The 14,827-nt window shown below is 67.7% G+C and carries 17 protein-coding genes; 4 read left to right on the forward strand and 13 right to left on the reverse strand.

The genetic code is table 11. The annotated features are described in order from the left end of the window. Positions 1–17: 17 nt before the first annotated feature. The 8 genes from A5625_RS03945 to A5625_RS03980 all read right to left on the reverse strand — a co-directional run bounded on the left by A5625_RS03945 (position 18) and on the right by A5625_RS03980 (position 6,250). On the reverse strand, positions 18–947 hold the full coding sequence (locus tag A5625_RS03945) for an NAD kinase (RefSeq protein ID WP_255397902.1): 930 nt from the start codon (positions 945–947) through the stop codon (positions 18–20). Continuing rightward, positions 944–1,753 (reverse strand): TlyA family RNA methyltransferase, encoded by an 810-nt coding sequence (locus A5625_RS03950; RefSeq protein ID WP_066989242.1) that lies wholly within the window; start codon positions 1,751–1,753, stop codon positions 944–946. The genes A5625_RS03945 and A5625_RS03950 overlap by 4 nt, the downstream gene beginning before the upstream one ends. Positions 1,754–1,761: 8 nt before the next feature. Further along, positions 1,762–1,947: a hypothetical protein gene (locus tag A5625_RS03955; protein WP_066989244.1), complete on the reverse strand. Its 186-nt coding sequence runs from the start codon at positions 1,945–1,947 to the stop codon at positions 1,762–1,764. Positions 1,948–1,970: 23 nt separating this feature from the next. Next, positions 1,971–3,008, reverse strand: a complete 1,038-nt coding sequence (locus tag A5625_RS03960) for an HAD-IIA family hydrolase (protein WP_066989246.1) — start codon at positions 3,006–3,008, stop codon at positions 1,971–1,973. Between the two features lies 1 nt (position 3,009). After that, positions 3,010–3,810 (reverse strand): tetratricopeptide repeat protein, encoded by an 801-nt coding sequence (locus tag A5625_RS03965; RefSeq protein WP_156747907.1) that lies wholly within the window; start codon positions 3,808–3,810, stop codon positions 3,010–3,012. A 28-nt stretch (positions 3,811–3,838) separates the two neighbouring features. Next, positions 3,839–4,210, reverse strand: a complete 372-nt coding sequence (locus A5625_RS03970) for a DUF732 domain-containing protein (protein ID WP_066989248.1) — start codon at positions 4,208–4,210, stop codon at positions 3,839–3,841. Positions 4,211–4,300: 90 nt separating this feature from the next. Beyond that, entirely contained in the window at positions 4,301–5,572 is a 1,272-nt protein-coding gene (tyrS, locus tag A5625_RS03975) for a tyrosine--tRNA ligase (protein ID WP_066989250.1), read from the reverse strand. A 33-nt stretch (positions 5,573–5,605) separates the two neighbouring features. After that, positions 5,606–6,250, reverse strand: a complete 645-nt coding sequence (locus tag A5625_RS03980; RefSeq protein ID WP_066989252.1) for a DNA-3-methyladenine glycosylase — start codon at positions 6,248–6,250, stop codon at positions 5,606–5,608. Between the two features lie 108 nt (positions 6,251–6,358). Here A5625_RS03980 and A5625_RS03985 point away from each other — a divergent pair, with 108 nt between their 5' ends. The 4 genes from A5625_RS03985 to A5625_RS04000 all read left to right on the forward strand — a co-directional run bounded on the left by A5625_RS03985 (position 6,359) and on the right by A5625_RS04000 (position 9,924). Beyond that, positions 6,359–7,636, forward strand: a complete 1,278-nt coding sequence (locus A5625_RS03985) for an ammonium transporter (RefSeq protein ID WP_066989255.1) — start codon at positions 6,359–6,361, stop codon at positions 7,634–7,636. Between the two features lie 71 nt (positions 7,637–7,707). Then, entirely contained in the window at positions 7,708–8,472 is a 765-nt protein-coding gene (locus A5625_RS03990; protein WP_066989257.1) for an ABC transporter ATP-binding protein, read from the forward strand. Beyond that, positions 8,406–9,224, forward strand: coding sequence for an ABC transporter permease (locus A5625_RS03995; protein ID WP_156747909.1), 819 nt, complete (start codon positions 8,406–8,408; stop codon positions 9,222–9,224). Before A5625_RS03990 ends, A5625_RS03995 begins: the two co-directional genes overlap by 67 nt. A 79-nt stretch (positions 9,225–9,303) precedes the next feature. After that, positions 9,304–9,924 carry a TetR/AcrR family transcriptional regulator gene (locus A5625_RS04000; RefSeq protein WP_066989261.1) on the forward strand — a complete coding sequence of 207 codons (621 nt, stop codon included), beginning with the start codon at positions 9,304–9,306 and terminating at the stop codon, positions 9,922–9,924. Here the strand turns inward: A5625_RS04000 and A5625_RS04005 are convergent. From A5625_RS04005 to A5625_RS04025, 5 genes are all read right to left on the reverse strand, one after another. Then, positions 9,890–10,105, reverse strand: coding sequence for a Trm112 family protein (locus tag A5625_RS04005; protein WP_066989263.1), 216 nt, complete (start codon positions 10,103–10,105; stop codon positions 9,890–9,892). The genes A5625_RS04000 and A5625_RS04005 overlap by 35 nt on opposite strands. After that, positions 10,102–13,119 carry an acyl-CoA synthetase gene (locus tag A5625_RS04010; protein ID WP_156747911.1) on the reverse strand — a complete coding sequence of 1,006 codons (3,018 nt, stop codon included), beginning with the start codon at positions 13,117–13,119 and terminating at the stop codon, positions 10,102–10,104. Before A5625_RS04010 ends, A5625_RS04005 begins: the two co-directional genes overlap by 4 nt. A gap of 48 nt (positions 13,120–13,167) precedes the next feature. Beyond that, positions 13,168–13,566, reverse strand: coding sequence for a DUF4189 domain-containing protein (locus tag A5625_RS04015; RefSeq protein ID WP_066989267.1), 399 nt, complete (start codon positions 13,564–13,566; stop codon positions 13,168–13,170). Between the two features lie 92 nt (positions 13,567–13,658). After that, positions 13,659–14,111, reverse strand: a complete 453-nt coding sequence (locus tag A5625_RS04020; RefSeq protein WP_066989270.1) for a DUF2834 domain-containing protein — start codon at positions 14,109–14,111, stop codon at positions 13,659–13,661. A 107-nt stretch (positions 14,112–14,218) separates the two neighbouring features. Further along, positions 14,219–14,827, reverse strand: a 609-nt coding sequence (locus tag A5625_RS04025) for an HNH endonuclease signature motif containing protein (protein ID WP_197515956.1), incomplete at its 5' end; no start/stop codon positions are given.

The raw sequence follows: 14,827 nt of genomic DNA on the forward strand, positions 1-14,827 counted from the left end.
GCACCTGTGCTAGGCGGTCAGTTCCCGCGCCACCCGGTCACCGGCAACCGGAATTTGCGCACCAATCGGTCGGTGAACGGAGCGCTGTCCAACCTGGCCCATTTCACCGGTGTGTCACAACGTCTCACCTCGAGTCGGCTGCCGGCCGGTATCAAAATTTCGCGGCGGCCGTCGCAGAACACCAGGGCATCGTGTCCGTCGGCCTCGATCTCGATCGCGATGGTGGCGTCCGGGCTGGTGACCATGGGTCGGCCGAACAGCGCGTGAGCATTGTTGGGTACCACCAGGATTGCCTCGAGGTCGGGCCACAACACCGGTCCGCCGGCGGAGAACGCGTAAGCGGTGGATCCGGTGGGGGTCGACACCAGGACCCCGTCGCAGCCGAACGCCGATACCGGGCGTCCGTCGATCTCGAGGACCACCCCCAACACGCCGAGCCGGGGACCCTTTTCCAGGCTGACTTCGTTGAGCGCCCAACCGTGTTCGGTAATTTCGCCGCCATGCCGCACCAGCACGTCGAGGGTCAACCGGTTTTCCACCCGATAATCTTGTGCGACAACGTGTTCCAGCACGCGATCAATGGCCTCGGCTTCGGCCTCGGCCAGAAACCCGATGCGGCCGAGGTTGATGCCCAGTACCGGGATGTTGGCATTGCGGGCGAGTTCGGCGGCCCGCAAGAAGGTGCCGTCGCCGCCCAGCGCCAGCACCACTTCGCAGCCGGCGGCGGCCTGCGGCTCGGCGTCGACCACCTCGATTTCGACGCCCAAGGCGCGCATGTCGTCCGGGGCCAGGTGCAGCGGTCCTCTGTCGACGGCCTCGGCGGACAACACCCTAAGTCCAATGCCGTTGTCGCCCAGCACTTTCTGCACGCGTCGTGCGGTTTCGGTGGCCTCGTCGCGGCCGGTGTGGACCACCATCAGCACGGTGCGCGGAGCGTGTTCGTTCACTGTGGCCCGCTTTCCACGGCACGCCACACCGCCGTCACCAGCTCGTCCCCGGCGAGCGGTCGGTCGGTCTGGGCGCGCAGCCGCAGAAAGTACTCGACATTGCCCGACGGCCCGGGCAGCGGACTGGCGGTGACGTCGACCGGGTGCCAGCCCAGCTCGTCCGCGCGTGTCGCGACCGCCAGGACGGCGTCGGCGCGCAGGCCCGGGTCGTGCACCACACCGCCGGCACCGACCAGGCCCTTGCCCACCTCAAACTGCGGCTTCACCATGGGAACGATATCCGCGTTCGGTGCGGCACATCCAGCCAGCGCCGGCAACACCGTGGACAGCGAAATAAACGACAGGTCAGCCACCACCAGGTCGACCCGCCCGCCGATCGCCTCGGGCGTCAGCTCGCGAACGTTCGTTCGCTCGACCACCACCACCCGAGGGTCACTGCGCAGCGACCACGCAAGCTGGCCGTATCCCACGTCCACGGCAACCACTTCGGTGGCCCCGCGATCCAGCAGGACTTCGGTGAACCCGCCCGTCGACGCGCCGGCATCCAGGCAGCGATGCCCCGCAACCGAAATCCCGAAGGCGTCCAGCGCCCCGATGAGTTTGTGCGCCCCGCGCGAAACCCAGCCACGCTCACCGTCCTCGGCGACGGTCAGGGCAGCGGTGACAGCAACGGCGGTTCCCGGCTTGCGCGCCGGCATGCCGTCGATGCTGACCTTTCCGGCGCCGATCAACTCCGCGGCCTGCTGACGGGACCGGGCCAGACCGCGCCGGACCAGCTCGGCGTCAACGCGGGCGCGTCGAGACATCCGCGCACTCAGCCTTTCTCCGCCGACTCCAGCGCAGCCAGCAGCACGTCATGCGCCTCGGAAAGACGGCGTGCTATTTCTTCGAGCTCGTCAAGCGACGGCACCTTCTCCGGATCTTCGCCGTCGCCGGGCTGGGGCAGCCGGGCGAGTAAAGCGTCGATTTCAGCACGAATCTGATCGGGATCGATAGTCATCGCGTCCCTACGCTAGTCACCCATCAGTCGGTGCGCACCAAAGACCAGCGCTGCAGTGCGGCCCGCGCCTGGTCGTCGCCGGCCTCGATGCGCACCACGGACTCGCCGGAGCCGGACTGCGCTGCACTCCACACCGCATCGGCAACCGCGCGCACGATGGACAGCCCGTCCCCGTCGTCCGGCCCGTCGGCGCTGACGGTGATTGCCGTGTCCGCGAGGTCGACCCGCCAGCCCGGCTGCGATCCGACCGCGAGCCGCTCGCCGTCTTGATGCAGCGAGCGCAGATCGTGGCCGATATACGTGGGGCGTTGGGTGGGCTTGGCGTACACCGCGTCCCGTGCCGAATTGACTCCGGTGAGCACCATCAAGCTGGGCAGTTCGGCGGCGTTGGCGCCCTCGATGTCGGTGTCCAGCCGATCGCCGATCACCAGCGGGGCGTGGAAATCACCCCGGGCCGCCGCATCACGCAGCAGTCCGGGCGCCGGTTTACCCGCCACCTGCGGCTCGCCGCCGGTCGCGGCCCGCAGCGCGGCCACGAAGGATCCATTGCCGGGCAGCAGTCCGCGCTCGGTGGGCAGCGTCAGGTCGACGTTGGCCGCCACCCACAGCGCGCCGGCCCGGATGGCCAGCGCCGCCTCGGCGAGCTCCGGCCAGCCGATGGTCTGCGACAGACCCTGTATGACGGCCACCGGATGGTCGTCGTAGCGGCGCACCGGGCGCAGTCCGACGGCGGTGATCTCGTTGGCCAGGGCCTCGGTGCCCACGATCAGCACCGGTGAGTCCGGCGGCACCTGATCGGCCAGCAACCGGGCCGCAGTCTGCGCACTGGTGGCGATGTCTTCGGCGGTGGCGGTGAAGCCCAGGTCGGTCAGGTGAGCGGCGACCTCGTCGGCGCTGCGCGACGCGTTGTTGGTGACGAAATACGCTCGCGCGCGCACCTCGGCCAGTGCCTGCACCGCGCCCTCGGTGGGTTGACGGCCGCGAAACGCCGTTCCGTCCAGGTCGATCAGCAGGCAGTCATGTTGCTGTGCAAGGGTTTTGGTGTGATTCGGCCCTGTCATGTCAGCCGAGTTCACTGACCCGGTCTTCGGCGTCGGTGACGCCGTCGACGTCGGCGGCCGCCGCGTGCAGGAACCATTGCAGCGCTTCCTCGTCGCGGCCGAGCGCCAACAGCGTGTCCGCGTAGGCGTAGAACAGCCGCGCCGTCGTCGTGCCGGTGCGGCTCGGATCCAGTTGCGGCGTGGACAACACGGTCAGCGCCTGTTCCAGTTGACCCAGGTCCGCACGCGCCCCGGCCGCCACGATGCGCAACTCGTCGGCGTCGTCACCGCTGAGTTGGGCAGCCTCCGGTCGGCGCGCGAGTTCGATGGCCCGCTCCGGACGGCCAAGTCCGCGTTCGCAATCGGCGATCAGTGCAAGCAACGGGGACTTGCTGCCCATCCTGCGGGCGGCGCGTAATTCCGCGAGCGCCTGCGACCAGTCGCCGCAGTGGTAGGCGGCGATGCCGACCGCTTCCCGAATGGTGGCGATCCGGCTGGACCGGGCCCGCGCCGCGCGGGCGTGACGCAAGGCGGCCTCGGGGTCTTCGTCGAGCAATTCACCCGCGGCCACCAGGTGCCGCGCCACCGCATCGGCGGTGGCGCGGTCCAGGGTGCTCAGTTCGCGGCGGATGTCGGGCGCCAGCTGCTTGGCTTCCACGCCGGGCGGTATCGGCGGCCCGTCCTGCGGCGCGCGGTCGGCCTGCGCATCCCGGCGCCCGGCGTTCTGCGGCTGGGCCGGCCGCGCACGGCCCGGACCCGACCAGCCAGCGGATGCCGGGCGCGCCCGCCGTTCGCCGCGGTGCCGTTCCCTGTCGTCGACCACGCTGCCGAGAATACGGGCAGCCCATCGCCTAACTTTGCAGCCGGTTACCCAGCAGCGGCGCTATCACCGCCGGACAGTAGGTCGCGATCGCGACGATGGTGAACCTGCCCGCCATCTCGTAGGACATTCCATTGCCCTCGGCCATCTTGGACGTCACATCGTCGAACGAGCCACCGGGCGCGAACAGCATCGGGCACACCGACTGTCCCATCGCCATCGTGCTGGTCGGCTGGGTATAGGAGATCCCGGCGTTGGTCAGGGCCGACAGGAAGGCGTTGCCCAGCATGTCGGCGCGTATCGGCGCCGACAGGATGGCCGCGAGCCCCACCAGGCCGGTGATCACCCCCAGCATCCGCAGGACGGTCGACCGCAAACGTGTCGCGAAAATCACCGTGACCACAGTGGTCGCCCACGGTCACGTGAAGGACACGGTGAGATAAAGATCTGTGCATGCCCGGGTTTTGCGAAGGCCGTGCTGCCCCCGGTCCGGCTAGAGCTTTTCCACCCCGGCGACGGTGCGTTTGCCGCGGCGCAACACCAGCCATTTGCCGTGCAGGAAGTCGGACGGTTGCGGCACCCATTCGTCACTGTCGATGCGGACGTTGTTGACCGAGACGCCGCCTTCACCGATGGTGCGCCGCGCCGCCTTCTTGCTGTCCGACAGGCCGCTGGCCACCAGCAGGTCGACGATTCCGTCCGGGCCACCGGGTTTGAGCTCGGCGACCGACGTCTCGCGCAGCGCCGCGGCCAGCGTGGCCTCGTCGAGGCGGTCCAGTTCGCCCTGCCCGAACAGCGCCCGGCTGGCGTGCTCGACGGCCTCGGTGGCGGCCTCGCCGTGCACCAGCACGGTCAGTTCGCGGGCCAGCCGCCGTTGGGCGGCGCGTTGCTGGGGCCGCTCGGCCGTCGCCTGTTCGAGCTCGCCGAGTTCGTCGGCCGACAAGAAGGTGAACCAGCGCAGGTACCGGATCACGTCGGCGTCGGCGGTGTTGAAGAAGTACTGGTACCAGGCGTACGGCGTGGTCAGCGCCGGGTCCAGCCACAGGCTGCCGCCCCCGGTGGACTTGCCGAATTTGGTGCCGTCGGCGGCGGTCACCAGCGGCACGGTCAGCGCGTGGACCGAGGCGCTGAGCTGCTGGCGCACCAACCGGACCCCGGCGATGATGTTGCCCCACTGATCGGAACCGCCGATCTGGAGGGTGCAGCCGTAGCGCCGGTGCAATTCCACGTAATCGTTGGCCTGCAAGAGCATGTAGCTGAATTCGGTGTAGGAGATGCCGTCGCCCTCGAGCCGGCGCCGGACAGTGTCGCGGTCCAGCATGACGTTGACCGAGAAGTGCTTGCCGACGTCGCGCAGGAACTCGATCGCCGACATCGGGCTGGTCCAGTCCAGGTTGTTGACGACGACGGCGCCGGTGGGTGAGTCGTCGAAGTCGACGAAGCGTTGCAGCTGTCCGCCGATCCGCTCGGTCCACTCGGCGACGGTGTCGGCCTCGTTCAGGGTGCGCTCGCCGATGTCACGCGGATCGCCGATCATGCCGGTGGCTCCGCCGGCGAGCACGATCGGGCGGTGACCGGCGCGCTGGAACCGGCGCAACGCCAGCAGCGGCACCAGATGCCCGGCATGCAGGCTCGGCGCGGTGGGGTCGAAGCCGGCGTACACCGTCATGGGCCCGCGCCGGGCCTCGTCGGCCAGCGCATCGAGGTCGGTGGACTGCGCGATCAGGCCGCGCCAGCCCAGCTCGTCGATGATCGTGTCGCCCATGATCCAAGATCCTCCCACCCGAGACCGGTTCGGCTAGTCGCTGGCGCCCGGCGCCGCCGCGCGGGGGCTGCGACGGTAGGCCGAAACCTCCGGGCGGCCGGGAAGCCACAGCCGCCATGGCCGGTCGGCGGCCTGGCTGACGCCGACCCGCGGGCCGGACGCCGCGGTCAGCGGTTCGTGCAGTTCGAGAGTCACCGGGCTGCCGGGCCCGAAAAGGTCAATTCCGTTGTCGTCCATGGTGATTCCCATGGCAGAGCACAGGTTGCCCGGTCCGCGCGCCAGGGCCGCGGTGTGCACCAACTCGCCGCGACGGGCGCGGGCCACATCGGTGCCGTCCTCGATGGCCGCGGCGCGCAGCAAGACCGCGGCGGCGGTGCCGTCCGGACCGCAGGAGACGTTGGCGCAGACGTGGATGCCGTGGCTGCGATAGGTATAAAGCCGCCCGGGCGGCCCGAACATCACCCAGTTGCGGGCGCGCAGACCCTTGTACGAGTGCGCGGCGGCATCCGGCCACGGACCGTCCGGAACTCCCCCGTAGGCCTCGACCTCGACGACTATCCCGCTCACGCCCCGCGCGGTGAGGGTCGCGCCCAGCAGCCGGCGCGCGGCCTCGACCGGATCGACTACCAGCTGGGCCGCAGCCGTGCCTTCGCGAAATTGTCCTCGAGCCTTGACCACATCAGATCCTGAATCCTCTTTTCTTAACCCAATGAACCTACCGGCAGGCCGAACGTGGCAGTATCCCGGTGTCCCGTGACCTCAGGGCCGCGAGAAGGAGCCCACCTCATGCATGCGATCGACCCCGCCGCCACCGCGTGGCTGCTGGCCAGCACCGCACTGGTCTTGCTGATGACCCCCGGCCTGGCGATCTTCTACGGCGGCATGGTCCGCACCACCGGGGTGCTCAACATGATGATGATGAGCTTCATCTCCATCCCGCTGGTGACGGTCGCCTGGTTGCTGGTCGGCTACACCATGGCGTTCTCCGAGGATGGGATGAACGGACTCGTCGGCAACCTCAGACATTTCGGGATGCTCGGCATCACTCCCGACACCGTCCACGGCACGGTCCCCGAATTGCTCTATGCCACTTTCCAGTTGACATTCGCGATCATTACGGCGGCACTGGTCAGCGGCGCGATCGCGGACCGTGCCAAGTTCGCCGCCTGGATGGTGTTCGTTCCGGTATGGACCGTTGCCGTGTATTCGATTGTCGCGCATTGGGTATGGGGGCCCGGCGGCTGGCTGGCCAAGCTAGGGGTGCTGGACTACGCGGGCGGTCTGGTCGTCGAGATCGTGTCGGGCTCTTCGGCGCTGGCACTGGCGCTGGTGCTCGGGCCGCGCATCGGCTTCAAGAAGGACGCGATGCGCCCGCACAATCTGCCGTTGCTGTTCGTCGGCGTCGGGTTGCTGTGGTTCGGCTGGTTCGGGTTCAACGCCGGTTCCGCGCTGGCCGCCAACGGAACAGCCGCGGCCATCTTCCTCAACACCCTGGTCGCCGGATGTCTGGGCATGCTCGGCTGGCTCTCGGTCGAACAGATCCGCGACGGCCGGCCCACCACGTTCGGTGCGGCATCGGGTGTGGTCGCCGGCCTGGTCGCCATCACCCCGTCCTGCGGGACGGTCAACACGCTGGGTGCGACGGTCGTCGGCCTGGCGGCGGGCGTCGTGTGCTCGTTCGCGGTGGGCGCCAAATTGCGCTTCAACTATGACGATTCGCTGGACGTGGTGGGCGTGCACTTCGTCGGCGGCGTGGTCGGGGTGTCGCTGATCGGGCTGTTCGCCACTGCGGTCATGACGGCGGGCCCGCAGGGCCTGTTCTACGGGGGCGGCTTCGGCCAGCTGGGCAAGCAGGGGCTGGCCATTGTGGTCGTCGCGTTCTACGCGTTCGCCATGACGTTCGCGCTGGGCAAAGCGATCGACCGGCTGATGGGTTTCCGGGTCAGCGCCGAAGACGAGACCACCGGTGTCGACCTGACCCAGCACGCCGAGACCGCGTACGCCGAAGGCGTGCACGGACATCTGCCGCAGCGCCGCCCGGGCACCGGTGACCGGCTGAACTAGCCCCGGCATACCTGCCGCCCCGCACAATCTCGTCCTTGACAACCCTGCCGCACAAGACGATTATTCATCGCATGATGAGTTCATCCCGCGATGAATTAATCACCGCCTCCGCGGAGCCGGCGGTGCAGATCGATCACCTGCGCGTGATCCGCGGCAAACGCCCAGCTCTGCACGACTTTTCGGTGCAGATCGGCACGGGCAGTATCACCGGCCTGCTGGGCCCATCGGGCTGCGGCAAGACCACACTCATCCGCTGCATCGTCGGCACCCAGATCGTGACCTCAGGAACCGTCACCGTGCTGGGCCACCCCGCCGGATCCGCGCCGCTGCGCCGCCGGGTCGGATACCTGCCGCAGGACCCGACCATCTACAACGACCTGCGCATCGTCGACAACGTGCGGTACTTCGCGGCGCTGTACGGGTTCGACAGCCAGGCCGCCGATGCCGCCATCGAACGGGTGGGGCTGACGGATCACCGAACCGCCTTCTGCGGCAATCTTTCCGGTGGCCAGCGCACCCGGGTGTCGCTGGCGTGCGCGCTGGTCTGCCAGCCCGACCTGCTGGTGCTCGACGAGCCCACGGTGGGCCTGGATCCCGTGTTGCGGGTGGATCTTTGGGAGCAGTTCACCGAACTGGCGCGCGGTGGGACCACGCTGCTGGTCTCCAGCCACGTCATGGAGGAGGCCGACCACTGCGGTGATCTGCTGCTGATGCGCGACGGCCACCTCGTCGCCCACACCACGCCGACCCGACTACGAGAGGACACCGGATGCACGTCACTGGAGGACGCGTTTCTGTCCATCATCAAGCGCAGCACCACGCGCCAAGCCGGTTAGGGCTCAAGGGCTACACCGCGACGACGGCGCGAATCTTGCGCCAGTTGGTCGCCGACCACCGCAGCGTAGCGATGATTCTGGCGGTTCCGGTGCTGGTGATCACGTTGATGTACTTCATGTTTCAAAATGCTCCACATCGGCCGGGCACCCCTTCGCCATTCAACAACGCCTGCCTGATTCTGCTGGGCCTGTTCCCGCTCTTCGTGATGTTCATCATCACGGCGATCACCATGCAGCGTGAGCGGGCCTCCGGAACGCTGGAGCGCATTTTGACCACGCCGCTGCGCCGCCTCGATCTGCTGATCGCCTATGGCACCGCCTTCTCCGTCGCCGCTGCCGCACAGGCGATTGTGGCCTGCATCGTGTCGTTCTGGCTGCTGGGTTTCGACACCGCGGGCAGCCCGATGTGGGTGTTCGTCATCGCCATCGTCAACGCCGTGCTCGGGGTCGGCCTGGGTCTGTTGTGTAGTGCGTTCGCCCGCACCGAGTTTCAGGCGGTGCAGTTCATACCGCTGGTGATGGTGCCGCAGCTGCTGCTGGCCGGCATCATCGTGCCGCGCGCATTGATGCCACACTGGTTGCAATGGATCAGCAATGTGCTGCCGGCCAGCTACGCACTGGAGGCCTTGCAGCAGGTGGGCGCGAACCCGGAACTGACCTTCATCGCCGTGCGCGACATCGCCGTGGTGTTGGGCTTCGCCCTGGCCGCGCTGTGCCTGGCCGCGGCCACGCTGCGGCGACGGACACCGTAGTGGCGATCGCAAGCGCGGCACAGCCGGGCGCCGGGGGTACCTCCCGCTTGCGGGGGCTGGGTCGCCACGGAGCGTCCTAGTGACGGCCACCAGCGCGCGGCGGCGGCGGGGGCGGCCGGCCGGGGTCTCCGACACCCGTGAACGCATTTTGACCAGTGCGCGAGAGCTGTTCGCCAGCAAGGGGATTCGCAACACCTCGATTCGGGCAGTGGCCGCGGCGGCGGGGGTGGATTCGGCGTTGGTGCACCACTATTTCGGCACCAAGGAAAAGCTGTTCGCCGCGGCGGTGCATATCCCGATCGACCCGATGGACATCATCGGTCCGTTGCGCGAGGTGCCTGTCTCCGAAATCGGTTACCGGCTGCCGTCGATGTTGTTGCCGCTGTGGGATTCCGATCTGGGCACCGGGTTCATCGCGACCCTGCGGTCGGTGCTGGCCGGTTCGGAGGTCAACCTGTTCCGCACGTTCATCGAAGACGTCATCACCGTCGAAGTCGGTTCACGCGTGGACAATCCACCGGGAAGCGGAACCATCCGCATCCAATTCGTGGCGTCGCAACTGGTCGGCGTGGTGATGGCGCGGTACATCCTGCAATTGGAGCCGTTCGCGTCGCTACCGCCCGAGCAGATCGCGCAGACCATCGCGCCGAATCTGCAGCGCTACCTCACCGGGGATCTGCCGGACGGCCTTGCGCCATGAGCCGGGCGTGCTCGTCGTCGCCGACGTCACGGGCCTCGTCGATCAACAGCACCGGGATGCCGTCCTCGATGCGGTAGGCGCGCCGCAGCCGTGGGTTGTAGAGCAGTTCGGAGCCCACCAAAACCAGTGGGCCCCGGTCCTGCGGGCACACCAGGATGCGCAGCAGTGCATCGTCGATCATGACTGCGCTCCGGTCAGCTCGGAACGGACCGCGCCGGTCAGGCGACGGTACTCGTTCGCCTCGGCATCGAAATACCACACGTTGCGTCCGGCCTTCGGGATCCCGGCCGCCCGTAGCGCACTGACGGTGGGGCGGAACGTCGCGCTCAGATTCATCTCTCGCACCACGCACACGATGTCGGGTCCTTGACCGATGGGGAGCTTGGCGAAGGCTTCGGTGAGGTCGGCCGCCGTGATCGAGGCCCCAGGCAACAACGTCACCGCCGACAACGCCACCTCGTGGTCCCCCACCGGCACGTTGTAGGTCACCGCGAGGTCGACACCGGTGATGCATCCCAGGGCGTCGGTGACCGGCTCGGCGTAGACCAGGCCACGCGCGGTGCGGACCACCGAGCCCCGGCGGCCCGCCAGCCAGTAGTCGCCGTCGTCGTCGCGGTAGAACAGGTACTCCGTCGATATCCAGGTGTCGCCCGCAGCGAAGACACCGCGTTTGACCGACGCGCTCGGATCGATCGGGCCGTTGGAGGCCGCGAGTAGGACCCCGACCTGCATGGGTTCGGCGATCTGTACGAAGCCGCGCTCGTTCTCCAGGATCAGGTCCTGCTCGGCGTCGTAGGCGCCCAACTCGATCCGCCCCGCACCCGGCAGCGGGCGACCCTTGCTGCCGACCTTGGCGCCCGACACGTTGGCCAGCACCGCCTGCCCGTCGGTGGTGGCGAAGAACTCGACGACATGGGCGGGCGCGAATGCCTCGACGACCCGTCCCCACAGGCCGGTCGGCATGCCGGAACCGATGAACAGCCGCACCGGATGATTGCCGTGCAGCACGAACGCGGGATCGTCGACGATCTCGCGGAGCATGGACCAGGTGTAGGACACCACGGTGACGCCGTACTGGCGCACCTCCTGGACGAATCGGTGCCGGTCCAGGCCACGCGACAGCGCGATGCGGGTGCCGCCGACCACCGCGCCACCCAGGCTGACCAGCAGCGCCGACTCATGGTGCAGCGGTGTCAGGCAGTAGACGGTGTCACGGCGGTCCAGGGCGGCCGTCGAGGCGGTACCGAAGGCCGACACCGCCCACCGGTAGTTGGTGATCTGCCTGGCCACCAGTTCACCGCCGGCCGCGGTGAACGCGATGAACGCCAGGTCCCGGGCCAGTCCGGGGTTGGGCCGATACCAGCCGGGCAGCTCGACGGCGTCCGGGTCGATCTGTTCCATGTCGATGACGTCGGAGTCCTCGGGCAGGTGCAGATCCCGCGACTCCCCGCCACCGAGCACCAGCACCTGGCGCAGCCCCTGGCGGTCGGACGCCAGCACCGCGTCGAGGTTGGTGGGGTCGGTGAGCAGTTCGGTCACTCCCCCGAGCCGCACCGATGCGGCCAGATCCGCGTCGGGCCGCATCACCACCGCGGTGGCGCCCAGCCGGGACAGGGCGGCGATGGCCACCAGCGCGCTGGGCCGGGTTTCCATCAACACGCCGACCCGATCGCCTTGCCGCACCCCGACGTCGATCAGGCCACGCACCACGTTGTTGATGCGCCGGTTCACCGCCTCGTAGGTGTGCACACGGCCGTCGAACAGCAGGAATTCGCCCTGAGGTGCGTCGTGTGCCTGTTCTTCGATGATGCGGCCCAGCGAAATCCGGGTGTGGTCGTTGATCTGGCCCAGGCGCACCAGTCGGGGCAGGGTGCGGGCCGTCTCGACGGCCAGCGTGCGCACCGACTTGTTGGCGGCGACGACGGTGTTGGCCGCGCCGCGCACAATTCCCACTGCCGCCTCGGACGCTTCGCCGAGGCCGTGTGCTATCCGGGAGCTCAACGCCACGCCGCTGTCGGTGTGTTCCTCGGGCTGATCGGCCATCAGGTCGATGCTGGCGGGTTTGTCGCCGCCGGTGGAAAGCCACTCCACCCATTCGGCTACCGTCGGCCAGCTCTGTTGCGCCGCCTTGGTTCCCACGACCAGCCCGAAATGTCCTGTGCGGATGCGACTTTCGTAGACTTCGGCGTCAGGTGCGGCGCGCCGGATGCCGCGCACCGAGGCCGGCTGCCCGATGTCATCAACCTCGCCGACGAAGGCCAGCACCGGGCAGGTGATGTCGGTGAGGGTGACCATCTGTCCGTTGACGGCGAAACCGCCTGTCATCATCCGGTTGTGCGCGATGAACTGTTTGAGCAGTTCGGAGATGGCCGGGCCGGACCAGGCGATCCAGCCTTCGCGCTCGAGGAACCTGCGCTGTTGCTCGCGCGGCAGCAGCGCCTCGCGGTCATGCAACTGGCGGACGAAGTCCACCCGGGCCTTGGCGGTCTTGAGCGGGTCGAGCATCTGGAAGCCGGTGCGCGCCATCCAGCTGGGGATGGCCAGCCGGCTGAACACGTGGTCGGCCATGAAGTTCGCCGCGGGCGCGGCGAAGTTGGCCGGGATGCCCATCGGCAGGGCGGCCAGCGTGTCGACCGGCGAACCGAAGGTGACGATGCTGGCCAGGCTTTTCGAACGCCGGTAGGCGGCGACTTGGTAGCACCACATGCCACCCTGCGAATATCCGACCAGATGGATGTCGTTGCCGGTGACGTCCTTGACGGTGTCGATGGCCTGACTGAGCGCGACGATGTGGTCGGCCAGGGTGCGGCGCATACCGCCTTCGACCTTGTCGGGTTCGCCGAAGTCGATGACCCACGGGTCGATGCCGTGGGCGTGCAGGATTCCCACCGCGCCTTCGTCGCGGGTGACGTCCCACATGTCGGCCGACATCATCATCGGGTGCACCATCAGCACCGGCGGCCCGAGGGGCGACTGGCCGCGCCGGCTGTCCGGCGGGAAATACCGCCGCAGCTTGTACATTGGCACGCTCTCGACGATCTGAGACGGCGACGGGACACTACCGGTTTCCAAACCCCCCAGCCGCAAGACCTCCAGCCCGTTCTGCGCTGTAGCGATCAGCCGCTCGACCGGTCGTGTGACCATCGAAAAATTGAGATCCACTGCTGCTCCCCTGAGTCTTGACAGCTTGGACATCATGGCACATCAGGGCAGCTAGAAGGCCGGTGGTTCCCCCAATCGACGTCAGCCGCTGCACCCGTTCAGGTCGATCGTCGACCCAGGTCCCGCGCCGTCCAGCGCTGCGGCATCGGCCGCGTCTTGGGTGAAAGCCTGTCGCGCCGCCAGGGTCTTGCCGTCGCTGCTCTCCGCGATCGAGAGGCAACCTAGCCCCGACGTGACCAGCTGGCAGTCGTTCGTCTTGCCGATCACGTCGCACCACAACACGGCGTCGTCCTCCGCCTTTTGCGCAGTGGTGTAGTTGAGCCGGATGGCCTCCTCTCCAGTGGACAGCGACGCCGCGATCGCACCCCAGCATCCCGGCCTGCAATACAGGGAGATATCGGCGGCGGCTCGCGGCGTGGCCACCACCGGCACGGCGGCGACGAGAAGTCCGGTGACCGCGGCCAGCGCAACATTCCTCATGGTTCCGACCCATCCGTGGACCAACGGCTCTACGGTCGCAGCCGCAGTTGGGTAGGACGTGAGAACTGGTCCTGAAGGCCGTTAGAACGGCCTCACCCCACATCCACCCAGACAGTCCACACCGCAGTCGCAACGGCGACGACTGCCAGCAGGATCGTGTCGGTAGTGCTGAGGCGGGGCGCGTCGGATGTGCCCATGCGTAATTCGCGCGCGATCAGAAATAGGGGAAACATGACACTGATCGCGGTGACAAATGCGCCCGCGACGTAGAGCCAAACGTATTTAACGCCATGCCTTCTGGCCTCGATCACCATCAGGATCACTGCAGAGATGGCGACCAGCAGAGCGTCGACACTCATCGATCGAGATGCCGGTGTGACCTTCGAGGCGTTGATGAATTCGATCAGGAATCGGGCGGGCTTGTCCAGGTAGGCCACATTCTGACTCCACGTGGCAATGAGCGCGGCGACAGCGATAGCGCCGTAGACGAAGCAGAGGACCTTGCGTGAAGTGGGCAGGACTGAGCGCTGATCGGCTGTTGTCATAGCTCACGCTAAGCGAACTGAACCGTCGATGGGACCAGAACGACAACTTCGTGCCCGGCGACTGGCGTCTGCTCGCCGTCGCCTCTGTGTAAACCGTTGTCCGGCAATCAGAATGGCGGTGGATCATCATCGTCGGACGGTGGCGCGGGACCGAAGTAGGCGGCCTCGCATTCTCGACGGTTCGCTTGGCGGGCTTGGTGGTTTTGTCTGCGTTCGGTGGCGACGCGGTGGGCGCGGTCTTGGGCGCGGGTGCGCCGGCGTGTGGGCATTATTGCGGTGCGCTCAGCGCAGTGGTCGGCCGCGCGCGGAGTTGGTGGGCGGATTTCGCCGGTCGGCGCGCACAGGCTGGGGAACAGCAGGGCGCTGCCCGGGGTGGTGACATAGGTGTGCCCCGACGGGGCGGTCACAATCAGCGTGCCGTCGGCGAGTTGTTGTTCGGCCCAGCCCCAAAACGTTTTCACCAAATGGTGGGTGCGACACAGACATTTGAGGTTCGACGCATGGGTAGGCCCACCGTCGGCATAAGGAATCGTATGGTCGAGGTCGCAGTCGGTGGCCGGACGATCACAGCCGGGCCAGCGACACGTCAAATCCCGGCACCGCACGAAATCGGCCAACGCCTTGGACGGCACATAACCGCGCTCCGGGGCGCCATCACCGGGATGCACCAACGACACCAGCGTGGCCGAGGCGGCCAACTCGGCCACCAACTCCGG

This window comes from Mycobacterium sp. 1465703.0 (assembly GCF_001672975.1).
Taxonomy (GTDB): Bacteria; Actinomycetota; Actinomycetes; order Mycobacteriales; family Mycobacteriaceae; genus Mycobacterium.